Here is a 17,956-nt window from a genome sequence, read left to right on the forward strand (position 1 = left end):
ATGGCCTATGAAATCAACCAGACTCTCCCGAGAAGCTTCGGCCGCCTGAAAAGCAGCGAAAGCCCTATTTCCGCTCTCGGTTCCCATGTGCGCAGGGTGCTCGCATCGTTTTTGCCGCGTTATGGCCTGCTCCTCGCCTTCCTCGCGCTCTGGCAGGTGTCGAGCACCGAAGGCTGGGTCAATCCGGCCATCTTCCCGCCCTTGAACGTGATCCTGTCCGCTCTTTGGACCAATCTCGCCAACGGCGCACTGCTGGATGACATCGCCATCAGCCTGCAGCGAGCCGGAACCGCCTTCGCCTTTGCCGTCGTGATCGGCATTCCGCTCGGCCTGTTCATGGGCCAGGTTCGTGCAGTCGAGCAGGCGCTCGATCCGATCCTGCAGCTCTTCCGCCAGACCTCGGCGCTGGCGCTCTACCCGATCTTCATCCTGCTGCTCGGCCTCGGCGAAACCTCCAAGATCTTTGTGATCTTCTGGGCCACCCTGTTTCCGGTGCTGCTCGCCACGATCGGCGGCGTCAAGGAGGTGGACCAGAAGCTTATCGAGATGGCGCGGACCTATGGCGCTGGATCGCTGACCATCTTCCGTCGCGTCATTCTGCCGGCGTCCGTCCCTGCAATCTTCGTCGGCCTGCGTCTCTCGGCGACGACCGCGCTTCTGCTGTTGATTGCCGCCGAAATGATCGGCGCCAACAAGGGCATCGGCTTCCAGGTGATGAATGCCCAGTACAATTTTCAGATCCCGCTGATGTTTGCGGCGATCCTGCTGCTCGCCTTTCTCGGGCTTGCGGCCAATGCCTTGCTCGTTCTGCTGCAGCGCCGCCTCTGCCGCTGGTCTCAACCGAGCCGCTGACCTGCTTCCACCGATTTCCTCTTCCGAAAGGCACCCGTCATGACATTTCATCCCCGCAATCTTCTCCTGCCGGCCGTCATCGCGCTCGGCCTTGCCACGCCCGCCGCAGCCACCGATACGGTGAAGCTGCGCTACCTCGCCAGCCAGGGTGGCCTTGCTGCTCATGAACTCGCCGACGCGCTCGGTTATTTCAAAGACACGGGCATCACGCTGGAGAATGTCGGCTATGCCCAGGGCGGCCCGGCCTCGCTCATCGCGCTCGCATCGGGTGACGTCGAGATCGGCAGTGCGGCTACCTCCGCGGTGCTGAATTCGATCATCGGCGGCAACGACTTCGTCGCCGCCTATCCGTCGAACGGCATCAACGACGAGGTGCAGTCGACCTTCTACGTGCTCGAGGACAGCCCGATCAAAAGCATCAAGGACATTGCCGGCAAGAGCATTGCGGTCAACACGCTCGGCGCGCATCTCGACTATACCATCCGCGAGGCCCTGCATTCCGTCGGCCTGCCGAGCGATTCCGCCAATCAGATCGTCGTTCCCGGGCCGCAGCTCGAACAGGTGCTGCGCTCCAAGCAGGTCGATATTGCCGCCTTCGGCTACTGGCAGACGACCTTTGAGGGGGTAGCGCTGAAGAATGGCGGTCTGCGGGCGGTTTTCGACGATACCGACGTGCTCGGCGACATTGCCGGCGGTTTCGTCGTCCTGCGCCGCGATTTCATTCACCAGCATCCGGAGGCCGCAAAGATTTTCGTCGAGCAGTCGGCTCGCGCCCTCGACTTTGCCCGCGAGCATCCGGAGGAAACCAAGAAGATCCTGGCCAAGGCGCTCGGCGAGCGTGGCGAGAATGCTGATATCGCCCAATATTTCCGCGGCTATGGCGTGCGCGCCGGCGGTCTGCCGGTCGAACGCGACATCCAGTTCTGGATCGACGTTCTGGTCCGCGAAGGCAAGCTGAAGCAAGACCAGCTGGCGGCCAAGGACATCATTTTCACACCCGATGCCAAGCCTGCCAGCAACTGAGGAAGCGTGATGAGCCTCGCCCAAGATATTCGCCGCGGTGAGGTGACGATCCGTCGCCTCTCCAAATCCTACACGTTGAACGGCACGCCGCTGCAGGTTCTCAGGGATATCAATCTCCACATTCGCTCCGGCGAAAGCCTCGCCATCGTCGGTGCCAGCGGGTCGGGCAAGACGACCCTGCTCAGGGTCCTGGCCGGTCTTGAGGATGCCGACACCGGAGAAGTGCTCGTCGACGGCGAGGTGGTGCGGGGCGTCGGCACAGAGCGCGCCGTCATCTTCCAGGAACCGCGCCTTCTTCCCTGGCTTGATGTGCTCGACAATGTCGCCTTCGGGCTGGAAACAAGTGGTCTCACCCGTCAGCAGGCGAGGGAGCGGGCACGCCACTATGTCAAGCTCGTCGGCTTGCAGCAATTCGAGGCCGCCTATCCCCGGCAACTCTCCGGAGGCATGGCGCAGCGCGTCGGCATCGCCCGGGCGCTTGCCGTCCAGCCCGAGATCCTCCTGCTCGACGAACCGCTCGGCGCGCTCGACGCGATGACCAAGATCGGCATGCAGCAGGAGCTCGCCCGGATCTGGCGCGATGAGGACGTCACCACCATCCTCGTCACCCACGATCTCGAGGAGGCGATTTACCTGGCCGATCGGATCCTGATCCTGCCGCGGGAGAAAGGCGGCGAGCCACGCCTGATCGAAATCGATCTGCCCCGTCCGCGCGACCGCAGCGCCCCGGAATTCGTTCGCCACCGCGAAGAGCTGCTAAATCTGTTCGGATTGCATTGACGGCTGCGCGGCAGCCTCGCCAGGACTATAGGATCCAGGGATCGATCAGTTCGATCCCCAAGCCGCCGAAATCCTTCGTGTTGCGCGTCGCGAGGGTGAGATCGTGAGCAACCGCGGTGGCAGCGATCAGGCCATCCATCGACGACAGGCCACGACCGCTCCGCTTTGCATGGCCCATGAGGTCCCCCCAGGCGAGCGCAACCGGTTCATCCACCGGGATGATGCGGTGCTCGAAGCGTTGCGTCAGGTCCCGGGCCAGCCATTCCGCCAGCGCGTCGCGTTTTCGTCCCTCGTCCATCAGGGCAACACCGCGCCGGATCTCTGCGACCGAGATGATACTGATGAAGGAGCGATCCTCGTCCAGCCTGTCCAGCCATTGCAAGACGCGCGCATCAGGCTTCGGCTTCGTCACCTCGGACAGAAGGTTGGTGTCCAGCAGAAGCCTCACAGCGCCGGATCATCCGGTTCGTCGCGTCGACGCTCGAGGTCAAGATCGGCGCCGCGCAGCGGCGATTCCATCAGAAATTCTGCAAGCGTCCCCTTGCGCGTGGTCTTTCTTTGCCATTCCTCGGCAGATACAACGACGACGCTCGGCTTGCCGTTTCGTGTAATTGTCTGAGGCGCGGATTGCGCGCGTTCGATGACCTCGGAAAGTTTCGCCTTTGCACTGGCAACGGTCCAGCTTTCATCGTCTTGCCGTGATGGGTGCATCGCTCAATTCCTGACCAGAATGACTATCGTGACTATATAGCCGAGACCGGTAAGTGACAAGTGACGCTGACGGGTCACCGGTTCAACTGACGGGGCTGAAAACCCTCGGCCCCGAATTGTGCTGAAAAACCAGAGGCGGCGATCAAGGCTTGCTCCTCACCCCAGCGGTAAGATAAGGCCGCCGATCCAGTTCCGCCGACCTCAAGGAACTTCTCAGCCGCAGCAGATCCTTGCGGGCGATCAAACCGCACAGCTTGCCAGAAGTGGGATCGACGATCGGAATGCGCCCATCGCCCGTCGACAGCATCAGGTCGGCGATAAAGGCAACGGTATCATCCGGATGCCCGACGGGAACGGAATCGTCCGTGATGTTTTCGGCAAGCGTCTGGAGGGCCAGATCCGTCTTCCCCTGCCAGAGCAGGGCATCGGCGCGCGAGACGATGCCCGCCAATCTGCCTTCCGCGTCGACCACCGGGTAGATCCGATGGGTTTTCTCCTGAGAGGCGAAGAAATCGCAGGCTTCCCCGATCGTCATGGTGACCGGAAGCGTGTCGACATCGCCGATCATGATCTCCCGTGCCCGGGACAGTTCGAACGGGTCGACGCCATATTCGCGGGTAATGTGCTGCCCGCGGCGCGCGATCTTCTCGGTGAGGATCGAACGGCGCAGCAGAAGGACCGTGACGGCATAGGCCACCACCGTTGCGGCGAGCAGCGGAACAAGCGTCCCAACATCGCCGGTGATCTCCATTGCGAAGAAGGTTCCGGTCAGCGGTGCGCGCATGGTTCCACCCATCATCGCCGCCATTCCGAGCAGTGCCCAGAAGCCGGGATCATTGCCCGGCATGACAAGGCCGACTAGCCAGCCAAGAGCGCCGCCGAAGATTAGAAGCGGCGCGAGCACGCCACCCGAAGTGCCCGAAGATAGGGCAAACAGCCAGATGACGGTCTTCACCAGCAGGATCGACATCACCGCCGGTGCGAGCAGTCGGTTGTTGAGCAGGCCATCGATAATATCGTAGCCGACGCCCATGGCCCGCGGTTCGATCAGGCCGCCGAGGCCGATGACGAGACCGCCAAGCATCGGCCACCACATCCAGTGGATCGGCAGTGCCTCGAACAGGTCCTCGATCCGGTAGAGCAGCGTCGTCAGCAATCCCGACTGCAGCCCCGATATGATGCCCATCGCCGCACAAGCGAAAATCCCCCACCAGGGCAAATCCACCTGGAAATGGATCGGAAACAGCGCGCCAGTGCCGAAAAGCAGCGGGCGCCAGCAGATCGACACGCAGGCGGCAACGGCGACGGGAATGAAGCTGCGCGGCTTCCATTCGAACAATAAGAGTTCTACCGCCAGCATGACCGCGGCGATCGGCGAGCCGAAGATCGCCGTCATGCCCGCGGCGGCACCGGCGACGAGCAGCGTCTTCCGCTCCGCCGCGCTCATGTGAAAGAACTGCGCGAAAAGCGATCCGATCGCCCCGCCGGTCATGATGATCGGCCCCTCGGCGCCGAACGGGCCGCCCGTTCCGATGGAGATTGCCGACGACAACGGCTTCAGGACCGCGACCTTCGGCGACATCCGGCTGCCGCCGATCAAAATAGCCTCGATCGCCTCTGGAATGCCGTGGCCACGGATCTTCTCCGACCCGAAGCGGGCCATCAGGCCGATGACCAGTCCGCCGAGCGGCGGTATTAGTACCACCCACAACGAGCGCGGCACTGAAGCCAGAGAGTTAGGCTGAATGCCAATCTGCCCGAACCAGATGACATTGGTCACCAGCGCGATGAGGCTGACGAGACACCAGGCCGCAAATGCGCCTGCCGTGCCGATGATGATGGACATGCCGATCAGGAGGAGCACCCGCCTGTCGGTGGTGAAATCGCCGGCCTCGCGCCGGGAAAGACCGCCCGTGAAATCGTGCGGCCGGTTGCTTTGTTGATGCTGCGCCATGGAAGCCTCTGCTACGCCGGAAATGGATACGCTTGAGGCGCGTCAATATATCGTGATACGATATAAATCAATGGGTGAAGCATGAAGGTGAGAATGTCTGTAAAGATGCCTCACTTGACCGGCTGTCGGATGCCCCTCTATTCGAGATGGCGGAACGGCTCCTCACCTTGGCAGCCGTTGCGGCAAAGGAGAATACGTTTGAAGAAAACCGTGCCGACGCTGAGACAGGAGGATTACGAGGCGCTCGCCGATCTCAGATTCGCGCTTCGGCAATTCATGGATTTCAGCGCCTCTGCTGCCCAGGTGGAAGGGCTGCCCCCGCAGCAGCATCAGGCGCTGCTGGCGATCAAGGGCCAACGCGGCGATGCCATGACCGTCGGCATGCTTGCCGAGCGGCTGATCATCGCGCCGCATACGGCGACCGAGCTTATCGGGCGGCTTTCAGATGCCGGACTGGTCGAACGCCATGCCGATCCGGCCGACAGGCGCCGCCAGACGATCCGCCTGACCGAGAAGGCCGACGCGCTTCTGACTAGACTGAGCGCCGCTCACCTCTCGGAAATAAGGGAAATGGCGCCGAAGCTGATCAAGCTTCTCCTCGAACTCCAGAGGACGGCGCCGAAAGCGGAATAAACGCGGCCGCAGCGGGGCTCACAGATTGTCGGCGATCAGCGGCTGAATGACGGGCTGGCCGCGGCGATCGCGCAAAACTTCGACATCCACGCCATAGGTCTGCGCTATCAGCGACGGTGTGACGATCGATTGCGGGTGACCGCTCGCCTTCATCGTTCCCTCAGCGATCACCAGCAGGTTGTCGGCATATTGGCAGGCAAGGTTGAGATCGTGCAGCACAACCATCGTCACCCATCCATTGGCGCGCGTTTCGCGGCGCACCAGGTCGAGCAGGGCAATCTGGTGCTTCAGATCCAGGGCGCTGACGGGTTCGTCCAGCAGCATGACTTTCGGCGCGCGCATCAGCACCTGCGCAAACAGCGCCATCTGCCTTTGCCCGCCGCTCAACGAAGCGATGTCGCGCCCGGCGAGATGAGCGATACCGGCCTGCGAAAGGCGAGTCATCGCCATCTCGAGCGTCTCGTCGTCGATGTACAGCGAGAGCTGGCCAAGCCGTCCGAGAACCACGACTTCGAGAACCGTCAGCGCAATATCCGTGGCGGTGTCCTGGGGCATATAGGCGAAGCTCTCACGCCATGACTTCAGCGCCCGCGCACCCGTCCGCCCGGCCGCAAGGCTGTCGCGGCCAAGCGTCAGCCTGCCCTCGGCGAGCGGCAAGTCGCCGAAGAGCGCCCGCAGAAGCGTGGTCTTGCCGGTGCCGTTCGGGCCGATGACGGCGTGGATCTTGCCGGCCTCCAGGCAGGTGTCGATACCGGACACTATTCTCTGCCCGCCGCGCTCGATAGCAATGTTTTCGAGGCGGATCATGCACCGGACCTCTTCGGCGCAAAGATCAGCCATAGCAGGAACGGCACGCCGACGATGGCGGTGACGATACCGACCGGAAACAGCGCACCGGGAATGATCGACTTCGACACGACCGAGGCCGCCGACAGCATCAGCGCACCGCTCACAACCGACATCGGCAGAAAGAAGCGCTGATCCTCGCCCACCGTCATGCGGGCAATGTGCGGGGCGACGAGACCGATGAAGCCGATCACGCCGACGAAACTTGTGGCGGTCGCCGTCATGATCGCAACGATGACGAGGACCTTCATGCGCAACAGCCGGACATTGACGCCGAGGCTTGCGGCCCGCATCTCGCCCATGCGCAAGGCTGCCAGCTTCCAGGAATCCGCCATCAGCATGGCGCAACAAACCAGCGTCACGGTGGCCGTCAGACCAAGCGTCGGCCAGGTTGCTTTCGTCAGGCTGCCGAACAGCCAGAACAATATCTGCTGGGACAGTTCCGGCGAGGAGAGGAACTGGATGAGCGACAGAAGCGACTGGAACAGGAACAGAAGGGCGATCCCGCCGAGAATGATGGTGTCCGTCGTCATGCGGCGCATCGAAGCCAGCGTGAAGAGAAAGAGCGCCGCCAGCATGGAGAAGACGAAAGCACCGAGCGGCACGGCGATCATCGCATTGAGGCCGAAACCGCCGAGCGCCAGAACGAGCGCTGCCCCGAAGCCCGCCGCAGCCGCCATGCCGAGCGTATAGGGGCTCGCCATCGGATTGTTGAGAAGCGTCTGCATCTGCGCGCCTCCAGCCCCCAGCGCCGCGCCGACGGCAAGCGCCATCAGCGCCATGGGCAGGCGCAGGCCCCGAACGATGGAATCCGTCATGGCTGCGCGCTCGCCAAGCCCCGTGAGCGACCGCATCACTTCCGCCGGCGACAGCAGCGAGGGGCCTGTGGCGATATCGAGAACCAGGCATACCGCCGTCAGAAGCACGAAAATCATCAGGCTGCGCCAGCGCCTGCGCTCACGCAGCCGGTGCGCGCCGATCGCTTCGGCATTGCGGGCGGTCACTGTCATCGGAAAACCTGTCTCGACGGGAAACGAGCGCCATGCGAGATGGCGCTCGCGGGGGTAGGTTAGGATCAACCCTTGACCGCGATGGCGAAGGTGCCTTCGGGAACCACCGGCAGATATTTCTTGTAGTAACCGAGGTAGTCGGCAACGGGGTCAACGTCTTTGAACTGCTCGGGATAGAGCTGCTTGGCGATATACTGCACCATTGCAAAATCCGACAACGTGCGGGACGCGCCCTGATAGACGCCGAAGAGCTGGCCGTTCTTGACGGCCGGCAGCTCGCTCCATCCCTGGCGGGTTTCGAAGGCTTTCAGCTTTTCGCGGGCTTCGTCAGCCTTCACATCCTGCCCCATCGGCAGCGCGGTCTCGCTCTTGTTGTTCTCGCGGCCGGAAATGAAGATGGCATCGGGCTTGGACGCCAGGACCTGCTCCGGATTGATCGGACCCCACCATTCGACGAAGGGTGCTGCGATGTTGTCGCCGCCGGCTGCGGTGGACATGGCGCCCCACATGTTCTTGCCGTAGGTGAAGGAATATTCCGATGGCCCCTTATTGCCGAATTCGACATAGACCTTCGGCTTCGGCTTGCCCGACGCGGCGACACGGGCAGCGATGTCCTTCAGCGCACCGGCATAGAAATCGGCGATTTCCTTGCCGCGTGCGTCCTGGCCGGTGAGCTGCCCGAAGAGCACGGTCGAAGCAACATGGCGCTCAATCGTCTGGGCATTGTAGTCGACCACGACGACCGGAATACCCTGCTCTTCCAAGCGATGGGCGTCCTGGCCGAGCGCCTGATACTGCCAGTCCGCAAGGATGACCAGATCGGGGTTGAGGCTCAACACCTTCTCGATCGAAAAGGTCTGCGCTTCCACTTCGCCGACATCGGCGATGTCGCCGAGCGAGGGGCGGTGGGCAAGGTGCATCTTCCAATTCGCGGGAACCCAACCTTCCCATGCCTCGCGGGAAATGCCGACGACGGAATCATAGGCCCTCTCGCCGCCGACGGCCATGTAGTCCTCGAAATAAAAGCCGAGAACGACGCGCTTGGCCGGAAGGTCGACCTTCACCTCGCGGCCGATCACATCGGTGATCGTCTTCTGTTCCGCCATGGCAGAGGATGCGAACAAAACAGCGGAAACGGAAACAAGCGAGGCAGCCAGCCAACCGGCTACGGATCTAAAATTCATGACGACCTTCCATCGGTTAAATACGAGGTCGAGTTATAAAAGATGATCAAATAAATCAAGTTATTTATCGACGGGCGCTTCACCCGGAAAAATATGAGTTCCGGCATGGAAAATAACGGCGCGCATCATCCCGATCGGTGTGCGGTAGCGGCGGCATAACGAACCGCCGCTCCCCCAGTGTTTCAGCGTGAGAGCGTCTTGCCGAGGCGATGGATATGGGCGGCGCCGATGCCGCAGCAGCCGCCGATGATCGTCGCACCGGCTTCGGCCCATGAGCAGGCAAAGCGCGAATAGGCGTCGTCGTTCAGATCGTCGCGGGTCTCGTGCAGGCCTTCATTGGCGGCGGATGTGCCTTGTTCGCCTTCGAAGGCGTTGGCATAGACGCCGATTTCAATCTGAGCGTGCGTCTTCCGGAACACGCCCGCTACCCTTTCCACCGCGCCTCGCATGACTTCCGGCTTGCTGCAATTGAACAGCAAAGCCTCCGCGCCCGATGAAACCGCCCAGGATGCCGCGTCCTCGACGCTTTCGCCGGAGCGAAGTTTCGGCTCCCCGCTTTCGATGTCTGCCTCGTCATCCGCCAAGGTGAAGGAAATCCAGAACGGCTTGCCTGACGCCGCCACGGCCTGGCGCACAGCCTCTCCCTCGGCGATCAGGCTCAATGTCTCGCCGAGCCATACATCGACGAAAGGAGCGAGGTTTTCGACCAGCACCTTGAGATAGTCCTGCACCCGTGAAGGCTGAAAATTCTGCGGTTCGTAGGAGCCGAAGATCGGCGGCAGCGAACCGGCGACCAGCACCTTGCGATCGGTGGCGGCATCGGCCGCCTCGCGCGCCAAACGACCAGCGAGACGGATCAGCGCCGCCCCCTCCTTCTGGAACCGGTCCTCGCCGATATGGAAGGGCACCAGCGCATAGCTGTTCGTGGTAATGACCTCAGACCCGGCGGCGATGAATTCCTTGTGCACATCACGGACGATGTCCGGCGCGTTGATCAGCGCAAGTGCCGACCATTCCGGCTGTTTCAATTCGGCGCCCAGCCGCAGCAACTCGCGGCTCATGCCGCCATCGAGAATTCGTGTCGTGCTCATGAAGAGGTTTCCATTCAGGCTGTCGCGCCGTCATCGACGGCGGGCTTTTTGTAACAAAGTGGGAGGATTGCAAGTGATTGGTGCGCGAAGGGGTTCATGGCCGGTTCCTTTTTCGTCGGCCTAACGACGAACCGGCACTTGCGCTTCGACACCTCGAAAGACGCGGGCAATCACTGCGGTTAAAACGAGATAGAAGACGGTGACGACAAGCAGCGGCTCATAGACCAGCAGCGTGTCCTGGCGAACCTTGTTGGCCACGGCATAGAGATCCATTACCGTCACCGTAAAGGCGAGCGGCGTCGCCTTGAGCTGCATGACGATCTCTCCGGCAATCGTCGGCAGGGCGATACGAATTGCGCGCGGCAGCCAGATGCGGCGGACGAGCTTCCAGGGCGACAGGCCGAACGCCCGGCCGGCCTCCAGCTCACCCTTGGGAACGGCCAGCAGTGCGCCGCGCAATACCTCTGCCTCATAGGCCGCATAGTTCAGCGTGAAACTGACGGCGGCGAAGAAGAAGCCCTCGCGCAGGATCGGCCAGAACAGGCTCTGGCGGATGCCGGGGACCATGGGCAGCAGCGAGCCGACCCCGTAGTAGAGAAGCCACAGCTGGATCAGCAGCGGCGTGCCGCGGAAGAAGGTGCAATAGCCGCGGGCGAGCAGCCGCGTCAGCCTGCCGCCGCTGACCTGCGCGAAGGCGAGACCGACGGCGATGGCAAAGCCGAACACCACGGAGATCACCAGCAGCGAAACGGTCTGCCAGGCGCCGGTCAGAAGAAGCGGCCAATAGGAGGAGATCCAGGTGAAATTCATGAGATGCTCCTCAGGCAAGCCGCGGCTGTCCCCGCCGCACCCGTCCCTCGATCAGCTTGAAGGCGACGTTGGAAACGAGCGTGATGGCGAGGTAGAGAAGGGCCGAAGCCAGGAAAAACACGAAGTAGTGTTTGGTGCTTGCCCCGGCGAGGCGGGTGGCGAGCGCCAGTTCCTGGTAGCCGACGACCGCGACCAGCGCGCTGTCCTTGGTGACCGACATCCACAGATTGGCGAGCCCCGGCAGCGCGTTCGGCAAAAGTGCCGGCAGCAGGACGCGGCGGAAGCGCAGCATCGGTCCCATGCCGAAGGCCTTGGCCGCCTCGATCTGGCCCGTGGGAATGGCGAGGATCGCGCCGCGCAGCACCTCGGTCATATAGGCGCCCTGGACGAAACCCAGCACCGCGACGGCGGCGACGAAGCCGTTCACGTTGATCGGCGGCAGGTCCAGTGCGGCCAGCAACCGGTTGAGGCCGTCGGTGCCGGCATAATAGAGGCCGACGATCAGGATCAGCTCGGGAACGGCGCGGATGATCGTGGTATAGAGATCGAGCACGAGGCGCAGCGGGCGATTGCCGGAAAGCTTTCCGAGCGCGCCGCCGGTGCCGAGCAGCAGGCCGATGGCGAAGGCGCAAGCGGAGATGGCGACCGTGGAGACTGCACCTGTCAAGAGAACGCCGCCCCATCCCGGAGGATAGGGAGACAGCAGGTCCAGAATGCCTTGTTGGGTGGTCGCCATCGCTGAGACTGCTTACTTCGCGCCGTAGATATCGAAATCGAAGTATTTCTTGTTGATGGCGTCATACTGACCGTTGGCGCGGACGGCAGCGATGGCCGTATTCAGCTTGGCTTTCAGCTCCGTGTCTTCCTTGCGCAACCCGCCCGAAACGCCAGCTCCGAGAATCTCCTTGTCGTCGGCGACATCTCCCATCTTGGCGCAGCAATCCTTGCCGCCGTCGCTTTTCAGGAAAGCGTCGAGCGCCAGTGAATCGCCGAAAACGTAGTCGATGCGGCCGGAGGCGAGATCCTGGAAAGCCTCGTCGAGCGTCTGGTAGGTCTTTTCCTCCGCGGCTGCGGCAAAATACTTCTTGTAATATTCAGACTGGATCGTCGACACCTGGATGCCGATGGTCTTGCCCTTCACATCCTCGGCAGTGGCGCCCGGCTTCTGGTCCTTCGGGCCGATCAAAGTGCTCGGCGTATTGTAGTATTTGTCGGTGAAGTCGATCACCTTCGAGCGTTCCGCGGTGTTCGACATCGACGACCAGATCACGTCGAACTTCTTGCTCTGGAGAGCCGGAATGAGACCATCCCAGGAAATCTCGACGATGGAGCATTTCTCCTTCATCTCTTCGCAGACGGCGTTCATCAGGTCGATTTCCCATCCCTGCCACTGGCCAGAGGCGTCCTTGGCGAAGAAGGGCGGATAGGATTCGTTCATGACGCCGAAGCGGACTTCGGCCTGTGCGGTGGCGGCGGAAAGCACAAGTGCTGCGCCGGCAAAAAGCGTGGGAAGCAGTTTCATTCGCAGGATTCTCCTGGTTAGCGTGTTATCGATGATGGCTGATGTGGATCAATGGCCGCCGAGACGGGTGAATTCCCGGCAGCGGGCGCTGACGGGCGAGCCGAATATCTGCTCGGGCGGACCTTCCTCCTCGATCAGCCCTTGATGCAGGAAGAGGACGCGGCTCGATACATCCCGGGCGAAGCGCATTTCATGCGTGACGATCAGCATGGTCCGGCCTTCTTCCGCGAGATCGCGGATGACCTTGAGAACCTCGCCGACCAGCTCCGGATCGAGCGCCGATGTCGGCTCGTCGAACAGCATGACATCGGGATCGACGCACAGCGCCCTCGCAATCGCCGCGCGCTGCTGCTGGCCGCCGGAGAGGAAGGCGGGATAGGCATCACGCTTGTCGAAAAGTCCGACCTTATGGAGCAGTGCCTCCGCCTTTTCGATCGCCTCGCGCCTTGATATGCCCATGACATGCACCGGCGCCTCGATGACGTTTTCCAGCACGGTGCGATGGGCCCAGAGATTGAAACTCTGAAAGACCATGCCGAGCCCCGTCCGCAGCCGTTCGATCTGCCGCCAGCTCTGCGGCTGCAGCCGTCCGCCGCGGCCGGCCTTCATCGCGACTTCCTCGCCGTTCACGGCAATACGACCACGATCCGGCGTTTCCAGGAAATTGATGCATCTGAGAAAAGTGCTCTTGCCGGAGCCCGACGACCCGATAATAGAGATCACATCCGACTTGTGGGCCTCGGTCGAGATACCCTTGAGAACCTGTTGCGAGCCGAAGCTTTTATGGAGATCTTCGACGCGAAGAGCAGGAAAGGGTTGATCCGACATGCATGGGTCCGGCTGAACTGAATTTGGGAAGGATAATGATAAAATAACGCGGTTTTTTCGCGCAATTATCACCTCTTTTGCATATTATGTGCAAAATAATCTTCCTCGCGCATCGATTACGGCAGAATGTATGAGTGCCGCAACTGGAATTGGACTGAATGATGGAACAGCTGGATCGTTTTGACCGTGACATTCTCGACATCGTTCAGCGCGACTGCCAGTTGAAGGCCGAAACAATAGCCGAACGGATCGGGTTGTCGGTCTCGGCCGTGCAGCGGCGGTTGAAGCGACTGCGCGAGGAAGGGATCATCAAGGCGGAGGTCGCCGTCGTCGATCGGAAGGCGACGGGAACATCGATGGTGTTCATTGTCGGGATGGAGATCGAGCGGGACAATTACGACGCACTGGCGAAGTTCCGCCTTTGGGCGGAGAAGCAGGATCATATCCAGCAGGTCTATTACGTCACCGGCGCAGTCGATCTGATCGCGATCGTCACTGCCCGCGACGTCGAGCACTATGACGACATCGCTGCTCTGATCATGGCGGAAAACGCGCAGATCCGCCGCATGCATACCAATGTCGTGCTGCGCGACGTCAAGCTCGGCCTGTTCGTGCCCCTGGAATAGCGATCATCCTGTCTCACCGGCAGCGACTGGACTCATATAGGACAAAGGGCATAATTCCGCGTGCAGATCCCCGGGGAGGAATGACCGTTGACGTTACGACACCAGATCATCGCATTGGCGATCGTCCCGCTCGTCATCTCGATCCTTGCGATCACCACCTTCATCACCTGGCAATCGGCAAACCTCGCCAAGAACAGCATCGACACGTTCGAGCAGAACATGCTGAAGACCAAGGAAGCCGAGATCCTCAATCTGACCAACCTTGCGCTTTCCGCCATCCAGACAATTTATGACAAGGCCGGGGCCGACGACGAGGCTGCCAAGCAGCAGGTGGCAGCGATCCTGACTTCGCTCGACTACGGCAAGGATGGATATTTCTTCGTCTACGACTATGACGGCAACAATATCGTCCATCCGCGCCAGAGCTTTCGGCATGGGCACAATTGGCTCGATCTCACCGATCCGGACGGCGACAAGGTCATCGCCGAACTGATCGCCACGGCAAGAGCGGGCGGCGGCCTGCATCAGTATAAGTGGCAGAAACCATCGACCGGGCAGATCGCCGACAAGCTTTCCTTCGTCGTCAGTCTCGACAAATGGCACTGGGTCGTCGGTACCGGCGTCTATCTGGACGACGTCTTTGCCCAGAGTGCCGCCGCCAACAAGGTGACGCGCGCCAACATAAGACGGACCTTCGTCATCGTTGCACTGATTGCCGTGCCATCGGTGCTCGTCGTGTTTACCACTTGCATGCTGCTGACCTTTCATGAGCGCCGCATGGCCGACAGCCGGCTCAAGGCGCTGACGCAGCGGGTCATCGACACCCAGGAAGAAGAGCGCGCCCGCCTTGCCCGCGAGCTGCATGACGGCATTTCCCAGAATCTCGTCGGCGTACGCTATGCGATGGATCTTGCCGGCCGCAAGGTCAGGACCAATGTCGACGATGCGGCGCTGACCATCGACCGCGGCGTCGAGGCGCTGAACGGCGCCATCAAGGAGATCAGGCGGCTCTCGCACGACCTGCGCCCGCGCGTGCTCGACGACCTCGGCCTAAAGGCGGCCATCGAGGCACTCTGCTACAATTTCGCCGAGCGGACTGGAATCGACACTGAAATCGACGCCTCAGACTTCGCCGACACGTTGAAAGCCGAAGCCAACACCGCGCTCTATCGTGTCGCGCAGGAAGCGTTCAACAATGTCGAACGCCATGCAGGCGCCTCCCGACTTACAGTCAAGCTCTGGAGCGACGGCGGCCGCGCCCGCATGACCATCTCCGACAACGGCGCCGGCTTCGACGGCAGCAACGACGGCGCCCCAGGCAGAGCGGGACTCGGCCTACGCAATATGCAGGAGCGGATGGCGCATTTCCGCGGCCTGCTGTTGATCAATAGCAGCGAGGCCGGCACAACGCTGACGGCAATGATGCCGAAATCGGCCAATCTTGCCGCCGGCAAGCAGGCGGAAGCCGCATGAGAGAACGCCCGAAAATCAGGGTGCTGCTGATCGATAACCATCCGCTGGTGCTGGACGGCTTGAAAGCCGTGCTCGAAACATTCGACCATATCGAAGTCGCCGGCACCGCCGGCTTGGCGCAAACCGGGCTTGAGATCGCCCGGCAGGTCCAACCGCAGGTGGTGCTGATGGACATCAATATGCCGAAGCTCAGCGGTATCGATGCCATCGAGTTGTTCAGGAACGAACTTCCGCAAACCCGCGTCGTTATGCTCTCCATGCATGACAGCCGCGAGTATATTTCCTCGTCGGTCATGCATGGCGCCGCCGGCTACATCCTCAAAGACGTCTCGACGGACGAGATCGTCGCGGCCATCGAGACCGTTGCCGACGGGGGCACCTATTTTTCGTCGGGTGTCTTCGATGTGTTGATGGGCGAACGCGCTGAGGAAGGGAGCGATCGCCTGACGCCACGCGAACGCGACACGCTCGGGCTGATCGTTGCCGGCAGGAGCAACCGCGAGATCGCCGAAGTGTTGGGGATAAGCTCCGCCACCGCCGAAACACATCGCAAGAACCTCAAGAAAAAGCTCGGCATCGCCACCACAGCCGGCCTCATCCGCTATGCGCTCGATCACGGCATCGTCTCGAAAGCCGAAGGAAATCCGCACCTACCCACTTCTGGGTAGGCTCTGGTATTTCAGCGCCGCGCCCATCTTGTGAGGATAAAACCGACGGCCTAGGACTTCATCCACGGCTAGCCAAGTGCCAAGCCGTTGGGAGGAATTCACATGCGTTACATCAGCTTCCGATCGATCGGAAAAGCGCGAGCGACCCGAAGCGGGCTTGCTGCGGCGGCCGGCTGACACACCTGCCTTCCACGCCGACAACTGGAACATGGCGACCGCCGCCCGCGGCGCCTGAAAGGTATTCCGATATGGAAAAACCACGTAGCAAGGCAGCGCTCTGGCTGCTGATCATTCCGTATATAGGTCTGCTCTGGCCGCCATTTTACAATGTCCGCGAGCCGTCTCTTTTGGGCTTTCCGTTCTTCTACTGGTATCAGCTGCTCTGGGTGCCGATCACCGCGACGCTGACCTGGATCGCTTATCGGAGCACCCGCCATGACGACTGATATCAACGGCCAGGCGCTTGCCGTCTTCATCTTCTTCTTCGTCCTCGTCACCGTCATGGGCTTCGTCGCCAGCCGCTGGCGCAAGCCCGAGACGCTCGCCCATATCGATGAATGGGGCCTCGGCGGCCGCAACTTCGGCACCTGGATCACCTGGTTCCTCGTCGGCGGCGACTTCTACACCGCTTATACCGTGATCGCCGTCCCGGCGCTGGTCTATACGGTCGGCGCCTACGGCTTCTTTGCGCTGCCCTACACCATCGTCGTCTATCCCTTCGTCTTCATGGTCATGCCGGTGCTGTGGAAACGCGCCAAGGAGTTCGGTTATGTGACAGCCGCCGACGTCGTCCATGGCCAATACGGATCGCGCGGTCTCGAACTCGCCGTCGCGGCAACAGGCATCATCGCCACCATGCCCTACATCGCCCTGCAGCTCGTCGGCATGACGGCGGTGCTGAAGGCGCTCGGGTTGCATGGCGAATTGCCGCTCGCGATCGCCTTCATCGTGCTGGCGCTCTATACTTATTCGGCGGGTCTGCGCGCCCCGGCGCTGATCGCCTTCGTCAAGGATATCATGATCTATATCGTGGTGATCGCCGCCGTCGCGCTGATCCCGTCGAAGCTCGGAGGCTACGCCAACGTCTTCGCCTCGGCCGATGCGGCTTTCCAGGCCAAGGGCTCCGGCAGCCTGCTGCTCGGCGGCAATCAATATGTCGCCTATGCGACGCTCGCTCTCGGTTCGGCGCTTGCGGCCTTCATGTATCCGCATACGCTGACCGGCATCTTTGCCTCCAACAGCGGCAAGACGATCCGCAAGAACGCGATCATGCTGCCGGCCTATACGCTGCTGCTCGGTCTTCTGGCACTGCTCGGCTATATGGGCCATGCCGCCAACCTGAAGCTCGACAGTGCCAATGATGTCGTTCCGACGCTGTTCAAGACGCTGTTTTCGGGCTGGTTCTCCGGCTTCGCCTTTGCGGCGATCGCTATCGGCGCGCTGGTGCCGGCGGCGGTAATGAGCATTGGTGCCGCCAATCTCTTCACCCGCAACTTCTGGAAAGCCTATGTCGATCCGAAAGTCAGCGATGCGGGCGAAGCCAAGGTCGCGAAGGTGACGTCGCTGGTGGTGAAGGTAGGCGCATTGCTCGTCATCATCTTCCTGCCGACGCAGTTCGCACTCGACCTGCAGCTGCTCGGTGGCATTTGGATCCTGCAGACGCTTCCGGCCCTGGTCTTCGGTCTTTATACCAACTGGTTCCGTGCACCCGGCCTGCTTGCCGGCTGGTTCGTCGGCTTCTGCGGCGGCACCTTCCTGGTGTGGGATGCCGGTTGGAAGCCACTGCATATGATCAGCTTCGGCGGCGAACCCTTCACCGTCTATACGGGACTGCTGGCTCTTGCAGCAAACATCGCGGTCGCGGTGGTGATCAATGCCCTGCTTCCGACCAAGGTTCCAGCCCGGGCGTAAGGTCAATCAATGCAAAGGGCGGCATACGCCGCCC

20 protein-coding genes are annotated in these 17,956 nt (G+C 61.5%); 9 read left to right on the plus strand and 11 right to left on the minus strand.

All coding sequences use genetic code 11. The annotated features are described in order from the left end of the window. The 3 genes from RCCGE510_RS24595 to RCCGE510_RS24605 are packed head-to-tail and all read left to right on the plus strand — an operon-like array spanning position 1 to position 2,655. Complete coding sequence (locus RCCGE510_RS24595) at positions 1 to 852, plus strand: ABC transporter permease (RefSeq protein WP_037079643.1); 852 nt, start codon at positions 1 to 3, stop codon at positions 850 to 852. 39 nt (positions 853 to 891) lie between these two features. Further along, the gene (locus tag RCCGE510_RS24600; protein WP_007634433.1) at positions 892 to 1,875 is read left to right on the plus strand and encodes an ABC transporter substrate-binding protein; all 984 of its coding nucleotides are present in this window, start codon (positions 892 to 894) and stop codon (positions 1,873 to 1,875) included. 9 nt (positions 1,876 to 1,884) lie between these two features. After that, complete coding sequence (locus tag RCCGE510_RS24605; RefSeq protein WP_007634434.1) at positions 1,885 to 2,655, plus strand: ABC transporter ATP-binding protein; 771 nt, start codon at positions 1,885 to 1,887, stop codon at positions 2,653 to 2,655. 25 nt (positions 2,656 to 2,680) lie between these two features. Here the strand turns inward: RCCGE510_RS24605 and RCCGE510_RS24610 are convergent, their stop codons facing one another. The 3 genes from RCCGE510_RS24610 to RCCGE510_RS24620 all read right to left on the minus strand — a co-directional run bounded on the left by RCCGE510_RS24610 (position 2,681) and on the right by RCCGE510_RS24620 (position 5,320). Beyond that, a complete protein-coding gene (locus RCCGE510_RS24610; RefSeq protein ID WP_007634435.1) occupies positions 2,681 to 3,103 on the minus strand; it encodes a type II toxin-antitoxin system VapC family toxin in 423 nt (140 codons plus the stop codon). After that, positions 3,100 to 3,366, minus strand: coding sequence for a type II toxin-antitoxin system Phd/YefM family antitoxin (locus RCCGE510_RS24615; protein ID WP_007634436.1), 267 nt, complete (start codon positions 3,364 to 3,366; stop codon positions 3,100 to 3,102). Before RCCGE510_RS24615 ends, RCCGE510_RS24610 begins: the two co-directional genes overlap by 4 nt. Positions 3,367 to 3,508: 142 nt before the next feature. Further along, positions 3,509 to 5,320, minus strand: a complete 1,812-nt coding sequence (locus RCCGE510_RS24620) for a chloride channel protein (RefSeq protein WP_007634437.1) — start codon at positions 5,318 to 5,320, stop codon at positions 3,509 to 3,511. A 198-nt stretch (positions 5,321 to 5,518) separates the two neighbouring features. Here RCCGE510_RS24620 and RCCGE510_RS24625 point away from each other — a divergent pair, with 198 nt between their 5' ends. Beyond that, entirely contained in the window at positions 5,519 to 5,953 is a 435-nt protein-coding gene (locus RCCGE510_RS24625; RefSeq protein ID WP_007634438.1) for a helix-turn-helix domain-containing protein, read from the plus strand. Between the two features lie 18 nt (positions 5,954 to 5,971). On the opposite strand, the gene RCCGE510_RS24630 is transcribed toward RCCGE510_RS24625, so the two are convergent. The 8 genes from RCCGE510_RS24630 to RCCGE510_RS24665 form a co-directional block, all read right to left on the minus strand. Beyond that, positions 5,972 to 6,760, minus strand: coding sequence for an ABC transporter ATP-binding protein (locus RCCGE510_RS24630; protein ID WP_007634439.1), 789 nt, complete (start codon positions 6,758 to 6,760; stop codon positions 5,972 to 5,974). Then, on the minus strand, positions 6,757 to 7,809 hold the full coding sequence (locus tag RCCGE510_RS24635) for an iron ABC transporter permease (RefSeq protein WP_007634440.1): 1,053 nt from the start codon (positions 7,807 to 7,809) through the stop codon (positions 6,757 to 6,759). The genes RCCGE510_RS24630 and RCCGE510_RS24635 overlap by 4 nt, the downstream gene beginning before the upstream one ends. 65 nt (positions 7,810 to 7,874) lie before the next feature. Continuing rightward, on the minus strand, positions 7,875 to 8,993 hold the full coding sequence (locus tag RCCGE510_RS24640) for an ABC transporter substrate-binding protein (protein ID WP_007634442.1): 1,119 nt from the start codon (positions 8,991 to 8,993) through the stop codon (positions 7,875 to 7,877). A gap of 182 nt (positions 8,994 to 9,175) precedes the next feature. Continuing rightward, positions 9,176 to 10,084 (minus strand): homocysteine S-methyltransferase family protein, encoded by a 909-nt coding sequence (locus tag RCCGE510_RS24645; protein WP_007634443.1) that lies wholly within the window; start codon positions 10,082 to 10,084, stop codon positions 9,176 to 9,178. A 120-nt stretch (positions 10,085 to 10,204) separates the two neighbouring features. Next, on the minus strand, positions 10,205 to 10,894 hold the full coding sequence (locus RCCGE510_RS24650) for an ABC transporter permease (protein ID WP_007634445.1): 690 nt from the start codon (positions 10,892 to 10,894) through the stop codon (positions 10,205 to 10,207). Between the two features lie 10 nt (positions 10,895 to 10,904). Further along, on the minus strand, positions 10,905 to 11,630 hold the full coding sequence (locus RCCGE510_RS24655; RefSeq protein ID WP_007634448.1) for an ABC transporter permease subunit: 726 nt from the start codon (positions 11,628 to 11,630) through the stop codon (positions 10,905 to 10,907). Positions 11,631 to 11,642: 12 nt separating this feature from the next. Beyond that, entirely contained in the window at positions 11,643 to 12,416 is a 774-nt protein-coding gene (locus tag RCCGE510_RS24660) for a transporter substrate-binding domain-containing protein (RefSeq protein ID WP_007634450.1), read from the minus strand. 48 nt (positions 12,417 to 12,464) lie between these two features. After that, positions 12,465 to 13,244, minus strand: coding sequence for an ATP-binding cassette domain-containing protein (locus tag RCCGE510_RS24665; protein WP_007634451.1), 780 nt, complete (start codon positions 13,242 to 13,244; stop codon positions 12,465 to 12,467). A 161-nt stretch (positions 13,245 to 13,405) separates the two neighbouring features. On the opposite strand from RCCGE510_RS24665, the gene RCCGE510_RS24670 reads away from it, so the two are divergent. From RCCGE510_RS24670 to mctP, 5 genes are all read left to right on the plus strand, one after another. Then, positions 13,406 to 13,870, plus strand: coding sequence for an Lrp/AsnC family transcriptional regulator (locus RCCGE510_RS24670; protein WP_007634452.1), 465 nt, complete (start codon positions 13,406 to 13,408; stop codon positions 13,868 to 13,870). Positions 13,871 to 13,957: 87 nt separating this feature from the next. After that, positions 13,958 to 15,343, plus strand: coding sequence for a cache domain-containing protein (locus RCCGE510_RS24675; protein ID WP_007634454.1), 1,386 nt, complete (start codon positions 13,958 to 13,960; stop codon positions 15,341 to 15,343). Next, positions 15,340 to 16,011, plus strand: a complete 672-nt coding sequence (locus RCCGE510_RS24680) for a response regulator transcription factor (RefSeq protein WP_007634456.1) — start codon at positions 15,340 to 15,342, stop codon at positions 16,009 to 16,011. Before RCCGE510_RS24675 ends, RCCGE510_RS24680 begins: the two co-directional genes overlap by 4 nt. A gap of 248 nt (positions 16,012 to 16,259) precedes the next feature. Next, entirely contained in the window at positions 16,260 to 16,457 is a 198-nt protein-coding gene (locus RCCGE510_RS24685; protein ID WP_007634458.1) for a DUF3311 domain-containing protein, read from the plus strand. Then, positions 16,447 to 17,922, plus strand: coding sequence for a sodium:solute symporter family monocarboxylate transporter (gene mctP, locus RCCGE510_RS24690; RefSeq protein WP_007634459.1), 1,476 nt, complete (start codon positions 16,447 to 16,449; stop codon positions 17,920 to 17,922). The genes RCCGE510_RS24685 and mctP overlap by 11 nt, the downstream gene beginning before the upstream one ends. Positions 17,923 to 17,956: the final 34 nt, after the last annotated feature.

It is taken from the genome of Rhizobium sp. CCGE 510 (assembly GCF_000292525.1).
In the GTDB taxonomy this organism is placed as follows: Bacteria; Pseudomonadota; Alphaproteobacteria; order Rhizobiales; family Rhizobiaceae; genus Rhizobium.